Annotated in this window: 12 protein-coding genes; 9 read left to right on the top strand and 3 right to left on the bottom strand. The window is 71.7% G+C overall.

What is annotated here, in order from left to right; genetic code table 11:
• The first annotated feature begins 33 nt into the window (after window positions 1–33).
• The 7 genes from scy to OOK40_RS29575 all read left to right on the top strand — a co-directional run bounded on the left by scy (window position 34) and on the right by OOK40_RS29575 (window position 9905).
• Window positions 34–3993 carry a polarized growth protein Scy gene (gene scy, locus OOK40_RS29605; protein ID WP_266487503.1) on the top strand — a complete coding sequence of 1320 codons (3960 nt, stop codon included), beginning with the start codon at window positions 34–36 and terminating at the stop codon, window positions 3991–3993.
• A 114-nt stretch (window positions 3994–4107) separates the two neighbouring features.
• Complete coding sequence (locus OOK40_RS29600) at window positions 4108–5046, top strand: cellulose-binding protein (RefSeq protein ID WP_266487502.1); 939 nt, start codon at window positions 4108–4110, stop codon at window positions 5044–5046.
• 119 nt (window positions 5047–5165) lie between these two features.
• On the top strand, window positions 5166–6146 hold the full coding sequence (locus tag OOK40_RS29595) for an ABC transporter ATP-binding protein (RefSeq protein WP_266487501.1): 981 nt from the start codon (window positions 5166–5168) through the stop codon (window positions 6144–6146).
• Between the two features lie 3 nt (window positions 6147–6149).
• Window positions 6150–6929 carry an ABC transporter permease gene (locus OOK40_RS29590; protein WP_266487499.1) on the top strand — a complete coding sequence of 260 codons (780 nt, stop codon included), beginning with the start codon at window positions 6150–6152 and terminating at the stop codon, window positions 6927–6929.
• Window positions 6922–7788 carry a hypothetical protein gene (locus OOK40_RS29585; RefSeq protein ID WP_266487498.1) on the top strand — a complete coding sequence of 289 codons (867 nt, stop codon included), beginning with the start codon at window positions 6922–6924 and terminating at the stop codon, window positions 7786–7788. Before OOK40_RS29590 ends, OOK40_RS29585 begins: the two co-directional genes overlap by 8 nt.
• A gap of 111 nt (window positions 7789–7899) precedes the next feature.
• Window positions 7900–9057, top strand: coding sequence for an ABC transporter ATP-binding protein (locus tag OOK40_RS29580; RefSeq protein WP_266487497.1), 1158 nt, complete (start codon window positions 7900–7902; stop codon window positions 9055–9057).
• A complete protein-coding gene (locus OOK40_RS29575) occupies window positions 9054–9905 on the top strand; it encodes an ABC transporter permease subunit (RefSeq protein ID WP_266487496.1) in 852 nt (283 codons plus the stop codon). The genes OOK40_RS29580 and OOK40_RS29575 overlap by 4 nt, the downstream gene beginning before the upstream one ends.
• A gap of 64 nt (window positions 9906–9969) precedes the next feature.
• Here OOK40_RS29575 and OOK40_RS29570 read toward each other — a convergent pair whose 3' ends face one another.
• A complete protein-coding gene (locus OOK40_RS29570; RefSeq protein WP_266487495.1) occupies window positions 9970–10302 on the bottom strand; it encodes an ATP/GTP-binding protein in 333 nt (110 codons plus the stop codon).
• A 213-nt stretch (window positions 10303–10515) separates the two neighbouring features.
• On the opposite strand from OOK40_RS29570, the gene OOK40_RS29565 reads away from it, so the two are divergent.
• Window positions 10516–11547 carry an LLM class flavin-dependent oxidoreductase gene (locus OOK40_RS29565; protein WP_266487493.1) on the top strand — a complete coding sequence of 344 codons (1032 nt, stop codon included), beginning with the start codon at window positions 10516–10518 and terminating at the stop codon, window positions 11545–11547.
• Between the two features lie 83 nt (window positions 11548–11630).
• Here OOK40_RS29565 and OOK40_RS29560 read toward each other — a convergent pair whose 3' ends face one another.
• Window positions 11631–12023, bottom strand: a complete 393-nt coding sequence (locus tag OOK40_RS29560) for an SCO5389 family protein (protein ID WP_266487491.1) — start codon at window positions 12021–12023, stop codon at window positions 11631–11633.
• A 292-nt stretch (window positions 12024–12315) separates the two neighbouring features.
• Here OOK40_RS29560 and nucS point away from each other — a divergent pair, with 292 nt between their 5' ends.
• Window positions 12316–12978 carry an endonuclease NucS gene (nucS, locus tag OOK40_RS29555; protein WP_266487490.1) on the top strand — a complete coding sequence of 221 codons (663 nt, stop codon included), beginning with the start codon at window positions 12316–12318 and terminating at the stop codon, window positions 12976–12978.
• 75 nt (window positions 12979–13053) lie between these two features.
• On the opposite strand, the gene OOK40_RS29550 is transcribed toward nucS, so the two are convergent.
• Entirely contained in the window at window positions 13054–15498 is a 2445-nt protein-coding gene (locus tag OOK40_RS29550; RefSeq protein ID WP_266487489.1) for an ATP-binding protein, read from the bottom strand.
• Between the last annotated feature and the right edge of the window lie 79 nt (window positions 15499–15577).

Below are 15577 nucleotides of genomic sequence, written 5' to 3'. Positions count from 1 at the left end.
CAGTTGCGACCAGGGGACGGATGGGACCGCGCAGTGCGGGGCTACGAACGCCAGGAGAGCCACCGAGCTGACGACGACCACCTTTCGCGGTTCGAAGCCGAGATGGACCGGCTGAAGACCGAGCGGGAGAAGGCCGTCCAGCACGCCGAGGACCTCGGCTACCAGGTCGAGGTGTTGCGCGCCAAGCTCCATGAGGCTCGGCGCTCTCTCGCGTCCCGTCCTGCCTACGACAGCGCCGACATCGGCTACCAGGCGGAGCAGCTGCTCCGTAACGCCCAGATCCAGGCCGACCAGCTGCGCACCGACGCCGAGCGCGAACTGCGCGAGGCCCGCGCCCAGACCCAGCGCATCCTCCAGGAGCACGCCGAGCACCAGGCCCGTCTCCAGGCCGAGCTGCACTCCGAGGCGAACCAGCGCCGCCAGCGCCTGGACCAGGAGCTGGCCGAGCGCCGCCAGACCGTCGAGGCGCACGTCAACGAGAACGTCGCCTGGGCCGAGCAGCTGCGCGCCCGTACCGAGTCCCAGGCCCGCCGGCTGCTCGAGGAGTCCCGCGCCGAGGCCGAGCAGGCGCTTGCCGCGGCCCGCGGCGAGGCCACCCGGGTCGCCGAGGAGGCCCGCCGGCGGCTCGGCTCCGAGGCCGAGGCGGCCAGGTCCGAAGCGGAAGCGATCCTTCTGCGCGCCCGCAAGGACGCCGAGCGGCTGCTGAACGCCGCGTCGAACCAGGCTCACGAAGCCACCAGCCACGCCGAACAGCTGCGCTCCTCCACCACCGCCGAGTCCGACCAGGCCCGCCAGCAGGCCGCCGAGCTGAGCCGCACCGCCGAACAGCGGATCCAGGAGGCCGAGGACAAGCTGCGCGAGGCCCGCGCGGAGTCCGAGAAGCTGCTGGCCGAGGCCAAGGAGTCGGCGGCCAAGCAGCTGACGTCCGCCGAGTCCGTCAACGAGCAGCGCACCCGTACCGCCAAGGCGGAGATCGCCCGGCTGGTCGGCGAGGCCACCACGGACGCGGAGGCGCTCAAGGCGGAGGCCGAGCAGGCACTCGCGGACGCCCGCGCCGAGGCCGAGAAGCTGGTCGCCGCCGCGGCGGAGAGTGCCAAGACGGTCGCGGCCGAGGACTCGGCCGCCCAGCTCGCCAAGGCGGCCCGTACCGCCGAGGAGGTCTTGACCAAGGCCTCCGAGGAGGCGAAAGCCACCACGCGCGCGGCGGGCGAAGAGGCCGAGCGGATCCGCCGCGAGGCCGAGGCCGAGGCGGACCGGCTGCGTGGCGAGGCGGCCGAGCAGGCCGATCAGCTCAAGGGCGCGGCCAAGGACGACACCAAGGAGTACCGGGCCAAGACCGTTGAGCTGCAGGAGGAGGCGCGCAGGCTGCGCGGCGAGGCCGAGCAGCTGCGCGCCGAGGCGATCGCCGAGGGCGAGCGGATCCGCGGCGAGGCCCGCCGCAAGGCCGTCCAGCAGATCGAGGAGGCGGCCAGCACCGCCGAGGAGCTGCTGACCAAGGCACGGGCCGACGCCGACGAGATGCGTTCGGCCGCGACCAACGACAGCCAGCGGGTGCGTACCGAGGCGATCGAGCGCGCCACCACCCTGCGCAAGCAGGCCGAGGAGACGCTGGAGCGCACCCGCGCCGAGGCCGAGCGGATCCGCGGCGAGGCCGAGGAGCAGGCGGAGAGCGTCAAGTCCGCGGCCGAGCAGGCCGGGGCGGAGCTGCGTGAGGAGGCGGAGCGCGCGGTCGTGGCCCGCCAGGCCGAGGCCGCGCAGGAGCTGACCCGGCTGCACGCCGAGGCGGAGTCCCGCCTCGCCGCTGCCGAGGAGGGCCTGGCCGAGTCCCGCGGCGAGAGCGAGCGGATCCGGCGCGAGGCCGCCGAGGAGACCGAGCGGCTGCGTACGGAAGCGGCCGAGCGGATCCGTACGCTCCAGGCGCAGGCCGAGCAGGAGGCCGAACGACTGCGCACGGAGGCCGCTTCGGATGCTTCGGCCACCCGCGCCGAGGCCGAGAACATCGCAGTACGGCTGCGCAGCGAGGCCGCCAACGAGGCCGAGCGGCTCAAGAACGAGGCGCAGGAGAGCGCCGACCGGCTGCGCGCCGAGGCCGCGGCCGCCGCGGACCGGATCGGTGTCGAGGCCGCCGAAGCGCTGGCCGCGGCCCAGGAGGAGGCGAACCGCCGCCGCCGGGAGGCCGAGGAGACCCTCGACTCCGCGCGCGGCGAGGCGAATCAGGAGCGCGAACTCGCCCGCGAGCAGAGCGAGGAGCTCCTCGCCTCGGCCCGTAAGCGGGTCGAGGAGGCCCAGACCGAGGCGCACCGCCTCGTCGAGGAGGCCGACCGCCGCGCCACCGAGATGGTCGGCGCGGCCGAGCAGACCGCCCAGCAGGTACGTGACTCCGTCAACGGCCTCCACGAGCAGGCCGAGCAGGAGATCGCCGGGCTGCGTTCGGCGGCCGAGCACGCGGCCGACCGCACCAGGACCGAGGCGCAGGAGGAGGCGGACCGGGTCCGCGCCGACGCGTACGCCGAGCGGGAGCGGGCCACCGAGGACGCGGGCCGGCTGCGGGCGAGGGCCCAGGAGGAGACCGAGGCTGCCAACGCGCTCGCCGAGCGGACCGTTTCGGACGCGATCACCGAGTCGGACCGGCTGCGTGCCGACACCGCCGAGTACGCGCAGCGGATGCGTACGGAGGCGTCGGACGCCGTGGCATCGGCCGAGCAGGACGCCTCGCGCTCCCGCGCCGAGGCCCGCGAGGACGCCAACCGCATCCGCTCCGACGCCGCCGCCCAGGCCGACCTGCTCATCGGCGAGGCGACGAGCGAGAGCGAGCGGCTGCGTACGGAAGCGGCCGAGGCGCTGTCCGGCGCACAGGCGGCCGCGGCCCGGCTGCGCAGTGAGGCCGAGCAGGTCAGGACGCAGTCCGAGGCCGAGGCCGAGCGGCTGCACGCCGGCATCCGGGCCGACGGCGAGCAGATCCTGGACGAGGCCCGCGAGGCGGCCGACAAGCGCCGCTCCGACGCAGCGGCCCAGGCGGACCAGCTGATCGGCGAGGCGACCGGGGAGGCGGAGCGGCTGCGTGCCGAGGCCGCCGACACGGTGGGCTCCGCGCAGCAGGCCGCCGAGCGCATCAAGTCCGAGGCCCAGAAGGTCAAGGCGGAGGCCGAGGCGGCGGCGGAGCAGATGCGCGCCGAGGCCCGCGAGGAGGCCGACCGTACGCTCGACGAGGCTCGGGTGGCCGCGGCCAAGCGCCGCGCGGACGCCGCCGAGCAGGCCGACCAGCTCATCAACAAGGCCCAGGAGGAGGCGCTGCGCGCGGCCACCGAGGCCGAGGAGCAGGCCGACACGATGGTGGGCGCGGCACGCAAGGAGGCCGATCGGCTGGTCGCCGAGGCGACCGTCGAGGGCAACACCCTGGTGGAGCGGGCCCGTACGGACGCGGACGAGCTGCTCGTCGGCGCGCGCCGGGACGCAACCGCCATAAGGGAGCGCGGCGAGGAGCTGCGGACCCGGGTCGAGGCCGAGATCGAGGAGCTGCACGAGCGCGCCCGCCGGGAGACCTCCGAGCAGACGAAGACGGCCGCCGAGCGCGTCGACCAGCTGGTGAAGGCGGCGACCAAGCAGCAGGCGGAGGCCGAGGCGAAGGCCAAGGAGCTGGTGGCCGACGCCAATTCGGAGGCGAGCAAGGTCCGCATCGCCGCGGTCAAGAAGGCCGAGGGCCTGCTCAAGGAGGCGGGCCTGAAGAAGGCCGAGCTGATCCGCGAGGCGGAGCGGGTCAAGGCGGAGGCCGACGCCGAGGCCGACCGTCTGGTGGGCGACGGCAAGCGGGAGCTCGATGTGCTGGTCCGCCGGCGCGAGGACATTCAGGCAGAGATTTCCCGTGTTCAGGACGTTCTTGAGGCGCTGGAGTCTTTCGAGGCGCCGTCCGGGGGTAGCAAGGAGGGCGGCGGCGTGAAGGCGGGTGCGACAGCGGGGGTCACACGTTCGAGTGGCAAGCCTTCCGAGACCTAGCCACTCAAAAGGCTGGACATTCTCCAGATCAAACGGGCATCCGCTCGATGACACGCCGCTTTGACCCCTAGGATTCCCCCTAACACCTCACCGGTCTCATTCGACAGGAACCCCATGAGCGACACTTCCTCCCCCTTCGGCTTCGAGCTCGTGCGGCGTGGTTACGACCGCGGTCAGGTGGATGACCGCATTACCAAGCTCGTCGCCGACCGTGATAGTGCTCTCGCCCGAATCACCTCTCTGGAAAAGCGCATCGAGGAACTCCACCTCGAGACGCAGAACGCCCAGGCCCAGGTCAGCGACGCGGAGCCGTCGTACGCCGGTCTCGGTGCGCGCGTCGAGAAGATCCTCCGCCTCGCCGAGGAGGAGGCGAAGGACCTGCGCGAGGAGGCCCGTCGCGCGGCCGAGCAGCACCGCGAGCTCGCCGAGTCCGCCGCCCAGCAGGTGCGCAACGACGCCGAGTCGTTCGCCGCCGAGCGCAAGGCCAAGGCGGAGGACGAGGGCGTCCGTATCGTCGAGAAGGCGAAGAGCGACGCCTCTACGCTGCGTGGTGAAGCGCAGAAGGACGCGCAGTCCAAGCGCGAAGAGGCGGACGCGCTGTTCGAGGAGACCCGCGCCAAGGCCGCCCAGGCCGCCGCGGACTTCGAGACGAACCTCGCCAAGCGCCGCGAGCAGTCCGAGCGCGACCTGGCGTCGCGTCAGGCCAAGGCCGAGAAGCGCCTGGCGGAGATCGAGCACCGCGCCGAGCAGCTGCGTCTGGAGGCCGAGAAGCTGCGTACGGACGCGGAGCGCCGGGCCCGTCAGACGGTGGAGACCGCGCAGCGCCAGGCCGAGGACATCGTGGCCGACGCGAACGCCAAGGCCGACCGGATCCGCAGCGAATCGGAGCGCGAGCTGGCGGCGCTCACCAACCGCCGCGACTCGATCAACGCGCAGCTGACCAACGTCCGCGAGATGCTGGCCACGCTGACCGGTGCGGCCGTCGCGGCGACCACCGCTCCCGCCGACGACGAGCCGATCTCCCGCGGCGTCCCGGCGCAGCAGTCCCGCTGAGTCCGGCACAGCCTCTCCGCGGTACGTCTCCGAGTGCCCGGCGCCGATGCGGCGCCGGGCACTCGCGCGTACCCGCAATTGGGGTGGCGCGGGCCACCCCGCACCCTTAGCGTGGCCGCATGATTGAGCTCGAGGGCCTCACCAAGCGCTTCGGCAGTCTGACCGCGGTCGATCATCTCTCCTTCACGGTCCGGCCGGGCATGGTGACCGGCTTCCTCGGCCCGAACGGCGCGGGCAAGTCGACGACGATGCGGATGATGCTCGACCTCGACAACCCGACCAGTGGCACGGTCAGGATCGACGGCAAGCACTACCGCGATCTCCAGGAGCCGCTCAAGTACATCGGCGCCCTGCTGGACGCCAAGGCGATGCACGGCGGCCGCAGCGCGTACAACAACCTGCTCTGTCTTGCCCAGTCGAACCGCATCCCCGCCTCCCGTGTCTCCGAGGTCCTGGACACGGTCGGGCTGACGCCGGTGGCGAAGAAGAAGTCCAAGGGCTTCTCGCTCGGTATGGGCCAGCGGCTGGGAATCGCCTCCGCGCTGCTCGGCGATCCGGAGATCTTGATGTTCGACGAGCCGGTCAATGGCCTGGATCCCGAAGGAATTCACTGGATCCGCAATCTGATGAAGACTCTTGCATCAGAAGGACGCACAATCTTCGTCTCCTCGCATCTGATGAGCGAAATGGCACTGACCGCGGACCACTTGATCGTGATCGGGCAGGGGCGACTTCTGGCCGACACCTCGATGGCCGATTTCATCCACCAGAACTCCCGGAGTTATGTACGGCTTCGCTCCCCGCAGCAGGAGCGGCTGCGCGATCTGCTGCACACGTCGGGATTCGTCGCCGTCGAATCGGGCCACGGCGTGCTGGAGGTCGACGGCGCCACCACCGAGCAGCTGGGTGAGCTGGCCGCCCGGCACCAGGTGGTGCTGCATGAGCTGAGCGCTCAACGTGCCTCGCTGGAGGAGGCGTTCATGCAGATGACGGCGGGTTCGGTGGAGTACCACGCGCATTCGACGCACGAGGCGCCGCCACCGGCCGAGCCACCGGGTCCCCAGTGGGGCCAGAGCTACCAGAGCAGCAAGGGAGCATGACCCATGGCCTCGGTACCCGCGGTCCTCCAGTCCGAGTGGACCAAGATCCGTACGGTCTCCTCGACCACCTGGACCCTGGTGAGCGCGCTCGTCGTCACGGTCGCGATGGGCGCGGCGCTCAGCGCGCTGCTCAGGTCGACCTTCGACGACCTCTCCCGCGAGGAGCAACTCACCTTCGACCCGACGTTCATCAGCTTCTCCGGGATGATCCTGGGGCAGCTGGCGATGGTGGTCTTCGGGGTGCTCGTGGTCGGCACGGAGTACAGCTCCGGAATGATCCGCACCTCGCTGGCCGCCGTGCCGCAGCGCGCCAGCTTCCTCTTCAGCAAGATCACGGTGGCGACGGCGCTGGCGCTGGTGGTCGGTCTGGCGACGAGCTTTCTCTCGTTCTTCCTGGGGCAGGCGCTGCTGGGCGATCACCGTACGACGATCGGCGCGGAGCATGTCCTGCGCGCGGTCGTCGGCGGCGGGCTGTACATGGGTCTGATCGCGCTGTTCTCGATGGGCGTGGCGACGATGCTGCGCAGCTCGATGCTCTCGCTGGGCATCCTGATGCCGTTCTTCTTCCTGGTCTCGCAGATCCTCGCGTCCGTACCGAAGGCGAAGACGGTGGCCCAGTACTTCCCCGACCAGGCCGGCTCCAAGATCATGCAGGTGGTCCCGGACGCGCTGGACAGCGACAAGGCGCCGTACGGGCCGTGGGGCGGACTGGGGATCATGGTTCTGTGGGTGATCGCCGCGCTGCTCGGCGGTTATCTGGTGCTCAAGAAGCGGGATGCGTAGAGGGCGCCCCGCCCCGGTGCCGCTCGTCGAGCCCCTGAGCTATCCGGGCCGACCGGCCACCGCACCCTCGCTGCTCATCGGCGGCGAGCTGCTGCCGCTGCATGTCCGCCGGATGCGGCTCGGCGACTGGTACGTCGAGCGGCAGGCGCGGCAAGAGAGCCTGGACGAGGCGCTCTTGGGCCTCGGCCGGGCGGTGACGGGTCACCGTCACCCCGTCATCGCGGTCGGCTCCAACGCATCGCCGGAACAGGTCCGGCACAAGCTCACCCGCCTCGGCGTCCCGGCGACCCTGCCGATGGTGCCCGTGCGCGTGCGCGGCCTCGTTGTCGGATGCTCGGGACACATCAGCTCGCCCGGCTATGTCGCGAGGGCGCCGTACGCGGACCCGGACGGGGACACGGTCCTCGTCGTCTCTTGGCTGGATTCCGCTCAACTGGAGGCCATCGACAGCACGGAACTCGCCAACTACCGGCGGGCGATACTGCCGGGTGACGTCTTCGAGATGACGATGCCCTCCGGCGAGCGGCTGGGCGGCGCGTACATCTACTTCAGTGCGCACGGCGTCCTCGCGGACCCGGACGGCATGCCCCGCCCGGGCGGTGGTGATCAGTCCGAGCTGCTCGCGGCCCTGCTCGCGGCCTCGCCCCGGCTGCGTGAGCTGCTGGGACCCGATCCTGCGGCCTGGGTGAGGAAGGCGGGCGCGGACCGGGCGCTGCGGGAAGAAGGTACGCGGATCTTCGGCGACGAGGGCTGGGTGCTGCCGCAGACGGACTTTCTGCCGTACCTCGACGACGGCGCCGAGCTCCGGCTCTACGACGATCTGCCGCCGCTCGGCGACTCCCTCCCGCCGAGACCGTAGCGTTACGGCTTGGCCGGAACCGTCAAGGCCCGGATATCCTCCTAACTCTTACGGGGGCGTACGGCCGGACGGCCTCTGCCCCGACGACCCGAAAGTCGATGGGGCTGCAGAATGATCGAGGCAGTCGGCCTGACCAAGCGCTACGGCGCCAAGACGGCCGTGTACAACCTTTCCTTCCAGGTGCGGCCCGGTGCCGTCACCGGGTTCCTCGGCCCCAACGGCGCGGGCAAGTCGACCACCATGCGGATGATCCTCGGGCTCGACCAGCCCACCGAGGGCAAGGTGACCATCGGCGGCCGCCCCTTCAGACAGCTGCCGAACGCGCCGCGCCAGGTCGGCGCCCTGCTCGACGCCAAGGCCGTCCACGGCGGCCGCAGCGCGCGCAACCACCTGCTCTCGCTGGCGCAGCTCTCCGGCATCCCGGCCCGCCGGGTCGACGAGGTGCTCGGGGTCGTCGGTCTCCAGGAGGTCGCCAAGAAGCGCTCCAAGGGCTTCTCGCTCGGCATGGGCCAGCGGCTCGGCATCGCGGCCGCGCTGCTGGGCGACCCGCAGGTCCTGCTCTTCGACGAGCCGGTCAACGGCCTGGACCCGGAGGGCATCCTCTGGGTCCGCAATCTCATGAAGCAGCTCGCCTCCGAAGGCCGTACGGTCTTCGTCTCCTCGCACCTGATGAGCGAAATGGCGCTCACCGCCGACCACTTGATCGTGATCGGGCGCGGACAGCTGCTCTCCGACATGAGCGTCAAGGACTTCATCTCGCACAACTCCGCCGACTTCGCCCGGGTGCGTACGCCGCAGACCGAGCCGCAGCAGCGCGAGAAGCTCTCGGCCGCGCTCACCGAGGCGGGCGGACAGGTCATGCCGGAGCCGGACGGCGCGCTGCGCGTGACCGGACTGCCGCTGCCGCAGATCAGCGATCTCGCGCACTCCGCGGACGTGCGGCTGTGGGAGCTGTCGCCGCACCAGGCCTCGCTGGAAGAGGCGTACATGCGGATGACGCAGGGCGCGGTCGACTACCGCTCGACGGCCGACCAGAAGTCCGGCCTGATGCAGCAGCAGCCGGTCGGGTACGCCCCGCCGATGCCGCAGATCCCCGAGGTGCCTCAGCAGGGCTGGTACGCCCCGCCGCCGCCCCAGCCGGGACAGAACCCCTACGCCGCCGCGCCCGTGGCTCCCGGCGGTGCGCCCGCGCCTGCCGCCCCGCCCGTGATGCCCCCGGCCGCCGCCCCCGCCCCCGCCGACCTGACCAAGCCCGAGGACGCCCGATGAGCACCCCGTACCAGCAGCAGGCGACGTACCAGCAGCACGGCGCGCCCGCCGGGACATACTCCTCGCCGATCCCCGTGCGCAGTGCCCACCTCGGCGACGCCCTCGCCTCCGAGTGGACCAAGATCCGTTCCGTACGCTCCACGATGTGGACGCTCGGCGTCATGATCGTGCTGATGATCGGGCTCGGCGTGCTGGCCGCGGTGGCCGCCTCCGCCTCGGAGGCCGATCTCGGCGACCAGTCGCCCCTCTTCCTCGGCTTCTACGGTGTCCTGCTCGGCTCCATCTGCGTGGTCACGCTGGGCGTGCTGACCATCGCGTCCGAGTTCGGCACCGGCATGATCCGTACGACGCTGACGGCGTGCCCGGGTCGCGCGCGGGTGCTCGCCGCCAAGGCGCTCGTCTTCTTCGTGCTCGTCTTCACCCTGACCACGGTGCTCGCCGGGCTCGTCGGCGCGCTGCAGAACAGCATCGTGACCACCGGCCGTGAGTCGACCGGCGAGGAGTGGTTCCGCGCGACGGTGGGCGTGGGCCTGTTCGTCGCCGTCCTCGGGCTGCTGGCCCTCGCCATCGGCACGATCATCCGGCACTCGGCCGGCGCGATCACGATCATGATCGGCGTGATGCTGCTGCCGCTGGTGGCCGCCATGTTCATGTTCTCGGAAGCGCTCAAGGACGTACAGCGGGCTCTGCTGGACTACGCGATCCCGAGCCTGCTCATCGCGTTCTACAGCGAGGCCGCGCTCACCGACACGGGCCCCACCGGCTGGACCCCGCTGTGGATCCTGATCGGGGTGACGGCGGTGGCGATGGCCGGCGCCTTCTTCTCGCTCCAGAAGCGCGACGTCTGACCGCTCGGGCCGCTCGGGCGTCCGCCTGCTCCGGCGCCCGACCACTCCGGCGTCCGACTGCTCTTCAGTATCTGGGCGCGTTACGGGACCGCTGCACCCGCGTGGTGCGGCGGTCCTTCGCGTTCCAGCACGCCTTGTGCCAGTGCCGCCGGTCCTCCACGCCGCCGCCGTGTTCCGGCCAGGCGACCACATGCGGCACCCCCGAGGGGATCTCCTGGTCGCAGCCCGGGCAGCGATACCTCTTGCCCGCGGCACTTGCGCCCGCGACATGGCGGACCGCCCAGTCCTCGCCCTGCCAGGACTCGCTCCGGCCGAAGCCGCCGTACCTCTCGCCCGGCTCGCTGGCATGCTCGGTCGGCTTCTCGCCGCCTCGGGGGCGGTTGCGGCGCGGGGACACGTGACACCTCACGGGGCAAGTCCGGACAGTTCCCCTCCAGCCTACGGGCCGCTGTCAGGGGTACACGTAACGCACGGCGTGAGACCGGGACACCCACAGGGGGCAGTTACCGGAAAATCGCAACAACTTCACGATTGGCCGTGCCTTTGGCACGTGTCAGACGTTGTTGCCGGTAGGGGGAGTGACGCGTCGGCCGCAAGGAGGCAATAGGCGATGCGCGTGGGAACTTTTGTACTGGCTGCCCAATTCCCGGGCCAGGGGCAGGGGGAGGCTCTGCACCGAGCGGTGCGGTCCGCCGAGGTCGCGGAGGAGTCCGGGCTCGATTCGGTCTGGCTCGCCGAGCACCATTTCGTGCCGTACGGCGTCTGTCCGTCGGCTGTGACGCTCGCCGCCCTGCTGCTCGGCCGTACCAGGCGGATCCGCGTCGGCACGGCCGTGAGCGTGCTGCCGAACGCCCATCCCGTGGCGCTGGGCGAGCAGGCGGCGCTGCTGCATCTCACCAGCGGAGGCAGGTTCTCGCTCGGCGTGGGCCGCGGCGGCCCCTGGGTCGATCTGGAGGTCTTCGGCACGGGTCTCGCCGCGTACGAGAGGGACTTTCCCGAATCCCTGGACCTGCTGCTGCGCTGGCTGCGCGAACCCCGCGTCGCGGCGCGCGGGGAACGATTCACCTTCCGTGAAGTCCCGGTCGTACCAAGGCCGGACGAGCTGATCGGCGGCCCCGCCCAGGGCCCCGAGGTGATCGTCGCCTGCACGTCCCCGAAGAGCGTGAAGCTCGCCGCCGAGCACGGACTGCCGATGCTGCTCGGGATGCACTGCGACGACGGGGAGAAGGCGGACATGGTGGCACTCTGGCGTACGCACGCGCTCGCCGCAGGACATCCGCCCGAGGAGGTCCGCAACGCCGGACATGTGTCGGCCGGAGTGGTCCAGATCGACGACCGCACGGCCGAGGCCACGGAGACTCTGGTCAAGACGATGCCCGGCTGGCTCAAGCAGGGCCTGGACGCCCATGTGACGGTCGACGGGCGCCCCCGCGCCATGCGGGACCCCGTGGCATACACGGAACTGCTGTGCGGGCTGCACCCGGTGGGCCCGCCCCGGCTCGCCGCGGACCGGATCGCGGCCACCGCGGAACGCACCGGGATCACCCGCTTCGCCCTGCTCGCCGAGGGCTCCGGCGACCTCGCCGCCACCGAGGAGAACGTGCGGCGGCTCGGCACGGAAGTGCTGCCTCTGCTCGGCTGACCGGCGCTTCGCCACCGCACGGGAGGTGCTGCCGCTCCGACATCTGTAGCACCTCCCGCGATGCGGAGCGGCAGCAAAAGACGTCAGCAGTCGCGCAGTTCGGGCGACTGGTTGAGCAACTGGCCCCGTATGGAAGTGAAGCGGGCAAGCCGCTCGTCGACCGAGGAGTCCAGCGGGAACACCGCGACGCGGTGGCAGTTCTGGAATGCGAGGCGCACCCCGAAGTGCCGTTGGAGCGCACCGCGAATGGCGTCACTCGCGAGCGCACGCAGCAGCTGACCACGTGCCTGCTCGTCCGGCGGCGGCGTCTGGTTGTCGGCGAAGTCGCCGCCGTCCACCTTCAGCTGAGCCACCAGAGAACTGATCATCTCCCATGCGAAGGGCAGGGAGGTCCGGACGCAGTCGACGAATGCAGCTTCGTCGACCTCGCCTCGCTCGGCCTGTTCCAACAGCGCCGGTGAGACGTCGAGCGACATGGGTTCTCCTCTCGCGACCCCGGTGAACGGGGTCTTACGGGCAGGGAAGGAGGACGACGGACAACGACGTCGTACGAACGACGCACGACGACGCAGAGTGCATGACCGACAACCTCCCGCTTACACGGTAAGTGCGCCGTCCGGAGGGCACCAGGAGATTGGGAGCACAACCGGCCAATACCGAACAGGGCGAAAAGGGGCAGGCAGCGCGAACGGCCTCGCACGAGGGTGGCGGTGGGCTACGGGTGGGAGAATCGCGCGCACCGGTCCGCGTCGAGTAGCGTTGCCGACCATGCGTCTTGTCATCGCCCGCTGCTCCGTGGATTACGCGGGCCGGCTCACCGCCCACCTGCCCTCCGCTCCCCGTCTGATCCTGGTCAAGGCCGACGGCAGCGTCTCGATCCACGCGGACGACAGGGCGTACAAACCCCTGAACTGGATGTCCCCTCCCTGCACACTCAAGGAGGGTGACGACAGCGTCTGGACCGTCATCAACAAAGCGGGCGAGAAACTGATCATCACGATGGAGGAAATCCTCCATGACTCCTCGCACGAACTGGGCGTGGACCCCGGCCTGATCAAGGACGGCGTGGAAGCGCATCTGCAGGAACTGCTCGCGGACCGGATCGAAACACTGGGCGAGGGCTACAGCCTGATCCGGCGCGAATACCCCACAGCCATCGGCCCGGTGGACATCCTGTGCCGCGACTCGGACGGCGGGACAGTGGCCGTCGAGATCAAGCGGCGCGGCGAGATCGACGGGGTCGAACAGCTCACGCGCTATCTGGAACTGCTGAACCGGGACCCGCATCTGGCGCCGGTGAAAGGCCTGTTCGCGGCGCAGGAGATCAAGCCGCAGGCGCGGGTGCTGGCGACGGACCGCGGAATCGGGTGCGTGGTGCTGGACTACAACGCGCTGCGGGGCATCGAGGACGACAAGCTGCGGCTGTTCTGAGGCCGCCTGAGCCTGTGGCACGAGTACGGCCCCGGACGGCGAGGCGGTCCGGGGCCGTGGTGTGTGGTGACGCGGTCAGATGACGGGTGCGCTGCCGGAGTCCGAGGGGGCGGCGCTGCTGGTCATCGGGGTGCTGGCCGAGCTTCCCTCTCCGCCGCCCGCCGGGGGCGGGGACGAGGACGGCGGCGGTGAGCTGGCAGGCGGCGTGGTCGTCGGAGTCGGGGTCGGCGAAGACGACGAGGGGGGCGAAGTCGGCTTGGTCGTCGAGGACTTCGTCGGCGTCGGCGGCTTGCCCGATGTCGAAGGTCTCCCGCCCGGCGTCGACGCGTTCGACGACGGCCGCCCTTCCGGCGTCGCCGCGTCGCCCGTCGACGAACTCGCCCCCGGCGTCACCGGGTCCGGGTTCTTCGGGTCGTCCGCGGGCCCGCCGCCCGGGCTGTTGGTCGAGCCGTCCGCGGGCACGTCCGCGTCCAGGCCGTCGCTGCCGTCGTCCTCGTTCGCGGACTGGCCGTTCCTGACCTTGTTGCTCGGCGGGTCCTGCTGGTCAGAGGTCGCCCCGAGCGTCACCACCGTGCCGAGCACCGCGGCGAGCAGTGCGCCCGCGCCCGCGGCGACCAGGTTGCGCCGTGCGCCGCCGAAGACGGCACGGCGGCGGCTCGGCTTCACGCCGCCCCCGGCCGGCGTCTGCCGTGCCAGCAGCGTCGCGGGCTCCTCGTCCTCCTTCGGCGCTCCCACGGCTCCCGGGCCGGGTCCGATGCCGCGGCCCAGCGGCAGCACGGGCGCCAGTACGCCTCCGGGCGGCGACGCCGACTGCTCGGAACGCGCGGCCGGTACCTCCTCGCCCGCCGGGGTACGTGCCGCGACGACGGGCCCGCCCGAGCGGTCCTCGACGAGCGCGAGCGCCCTGCGTCCCGCGACGGTTCCGCGCTTGTCGGAGAGCGCGCCGCGCATGCCGATGGAGGTCTCCAGCTCGGCACGCGCCCGGTCCAGGTTTCCGGTGCACAGCGCGAGAACGCCCAGCTCGTGGTGGAAGTACGCCTCTTCGGCCACCTCCCCCGCGATACGGGCCGCTTCGGAGCCGGCCCGCAGGGCCCGCTCCCAGGCGCTCCAGTGCAGGCCCGCCGCGAAGGCCGGCGCCGCGCTGCGGGCGAGCAGGACGGCCGCGCTGGGATGTCCGGCCTCAAGGCCCGGCACCAGCATGCCGAGCGCGGCGAGAACGGCGTCCGCCTCGGCCACAGCCCGCTCGGGGGTGACGGACGGGTGCCCGGCCCACCAGGCGTAGTGCTGGGCGGCGGTGTGGGCATGGGCGGTCGCCTCGTCGGCGTAGCCCTTCTCCGTCAGCTGCGCCATCACACCGGCCGCGAGCCGGTAGCGCGTACCGACCGGGGAGAGCAGGCCGCAGCTCATCAGCTCGCCGAGCGCGGCGTCCGCGTGGGTGTCGCCCACGAGCGCCGGCAGATGCGCCTGGTGCGGTACCTCGCCGCCGAGCGCGACCGCGAAGCGCAGGGTCTCGCGGGCGGACTCGCTCAGCCGGGAGGCGAGCAGGGCAGCCGGCGCGGCCCCCTCCCCCAGCGTCGGCAGCGGTACCTCGACTTCCTGGACGCCGTCGAAGGGCGTGTAGTCGTCGAGGGTCTCCGGGTCGGTGCGCAGGCTGTCGCACTGCCGCAGCAGCGCGCCCGCCTGGACGAAGCGCAGCGGCAGGCCCTCGGACTCGAACCAGAGGTCGCCCGCCCAGTTCGACTCGTCCTCGGTGAGCGGCCGCTCCACGGTGCGCTGAAGCAGCTCCAGCGAGGCGCTTCGGCCCAGTCCGGCGAGGAAGACCTCTTCGAGGTGCGAGTCGGCCGCGGGTGCGGCGACATCGGGTGTGGCCGCGACCAGGAAGGCGCACTCGGGCGCGGCGTCGAGCAGCTCGCCGAGGGCGGCGCCGCCGAACTCCAGGTCGTCGAGGACGACGATCGCGCCGATGTCCTTGACGTGTTCGAGCAGCGCGGCGCGGTCGGGCCGGTACAGCGGAGCGCTGTGGACGGCGGCGAAGAGCTCGTGGAGCAGTTCGGTGGGGGTGCGGTGGTGGCCGCTGAGGCGTACGACTCCGTCGGGCGCGAGGTTCGCGCAGTCCTCGGCGACGATGTCGAGCAGGGCGCTGCGCCCGGAGCCCGCGGGTCCGGTGAGCCGGACCGAGCGGCCGTGGCCGAGCAGCCGTACCAGCCGCTCGCGCTCCTCGCCGCGCTCGAGCAGCGGCAGCCGCGGTGCGGGAGGCCCGGCCGGTACGGGCGGCTGCGCCGCGCGCTGCCGCTCGGTGCGCTCGGCCTCGCTGTGCCGGCCCGGCCGGGTGGGCAGCTGCCCCGGCGGGCAGGGCTCTATCTCGCTGCCGTCGACGGGGTTGACGGTGAGCAGGAAGTCGCCCGCCACGAGCTGGAAGGTGCGCGCGGGCGCCGACGCCGACTTCTTGAAGTCCGGGGCGCCGGTGTCGCGCGGGGGCCGGGCCTGGCCCGCGCCATCGCCGAAACTGTCGTTGTCCATGGTCCAAGCCCCCCAGATGCGCTTCGCTGAGCTTCGTCCCCGCCGATGTTGTTCGAGTTCCGGTGGCGGAGTCGCGTGC

This window comes from Streptomyces sp. NBC_01481, from assembly GCF_026339995.1.
GTDB lineage: Bacteria > Actinomycetota > Actinomycetes > Streptomycetales > Streptomycetaceae > Streptomyces.
This window is presented reverse-complemented; position numbering and strand designations above follow the sequence as displayed.

Coding starts and splice junctions, on each gene's coding strand:
- OOK40_RS29600 (WP_266487502.1), top strand. CDS start 4,108: ATGAGCGACACTTCCTCCCCCTTCGGCTTCGAGCTCGTGCGGCGTGGT.
- OOK40_RS29595 (WP_266487501.1), top strand. CDS start 5,166: ATGATTGAGCTCGAGGGCCTCACCAAGCGCTTCGGCAGTCTGACCGCG.
- OOK40_RS29590 (WP_266487499.1), top strand. CDS start 6,150: ATGGCCTCGGTACCCGCGGTCCTCCAGTCCGAGTGGACCAAGATCCGT.
- OOK40_RS29585 (WP_266487498.1), top strand. CDS start 6,922: ATGCGTAGAGGGCGCCCCGCCCCGGTGCCGCTCGTCGAGCCCCTGAGC.
- OOK40_RS29580 (WP_266487497.1), top strand. CDS start 7,900: ATGATCGAGGCAGTCGGCCTGACCAAGCGCTACGGCGCCAAGACGGCC.
- OOK40_RS29575 (WP_266487496.1), top strand. CDS start 9,054: ATGAGCACCCCGTACCAGCAGCAGGCGACGTACCAGCAGCACGGCGCG.
- OOK40_RS29565 (WP_266487493.1), top strand. CDS start 10,516: ATGCGCGTGGGAACTTTTGTACTGGCTGCCCAATTCCCGGGCCAGGGG.
- OOK40_RS29560 (WP_266487491.1), bottom strand. CDS start 12,023: ATGTCGCTCGACGTCTCACCGGCGCTGTTGGAACAGGCCGAGCGAGGC.
- nucS (WP_266487490.1), top strand. CDS start 12,316: ATGCGTCTTGTCATCGCCCGCTGCTCCGTGGATTACGCGGGCCGGCTC.
- OOK40_RS29550 (WP_266487489.1), bottom strand. CDS start 15,498: ATGGACAACGACAGTTTCGGCGATGGCGCGGGCCAGGCCCGGCCCCCG.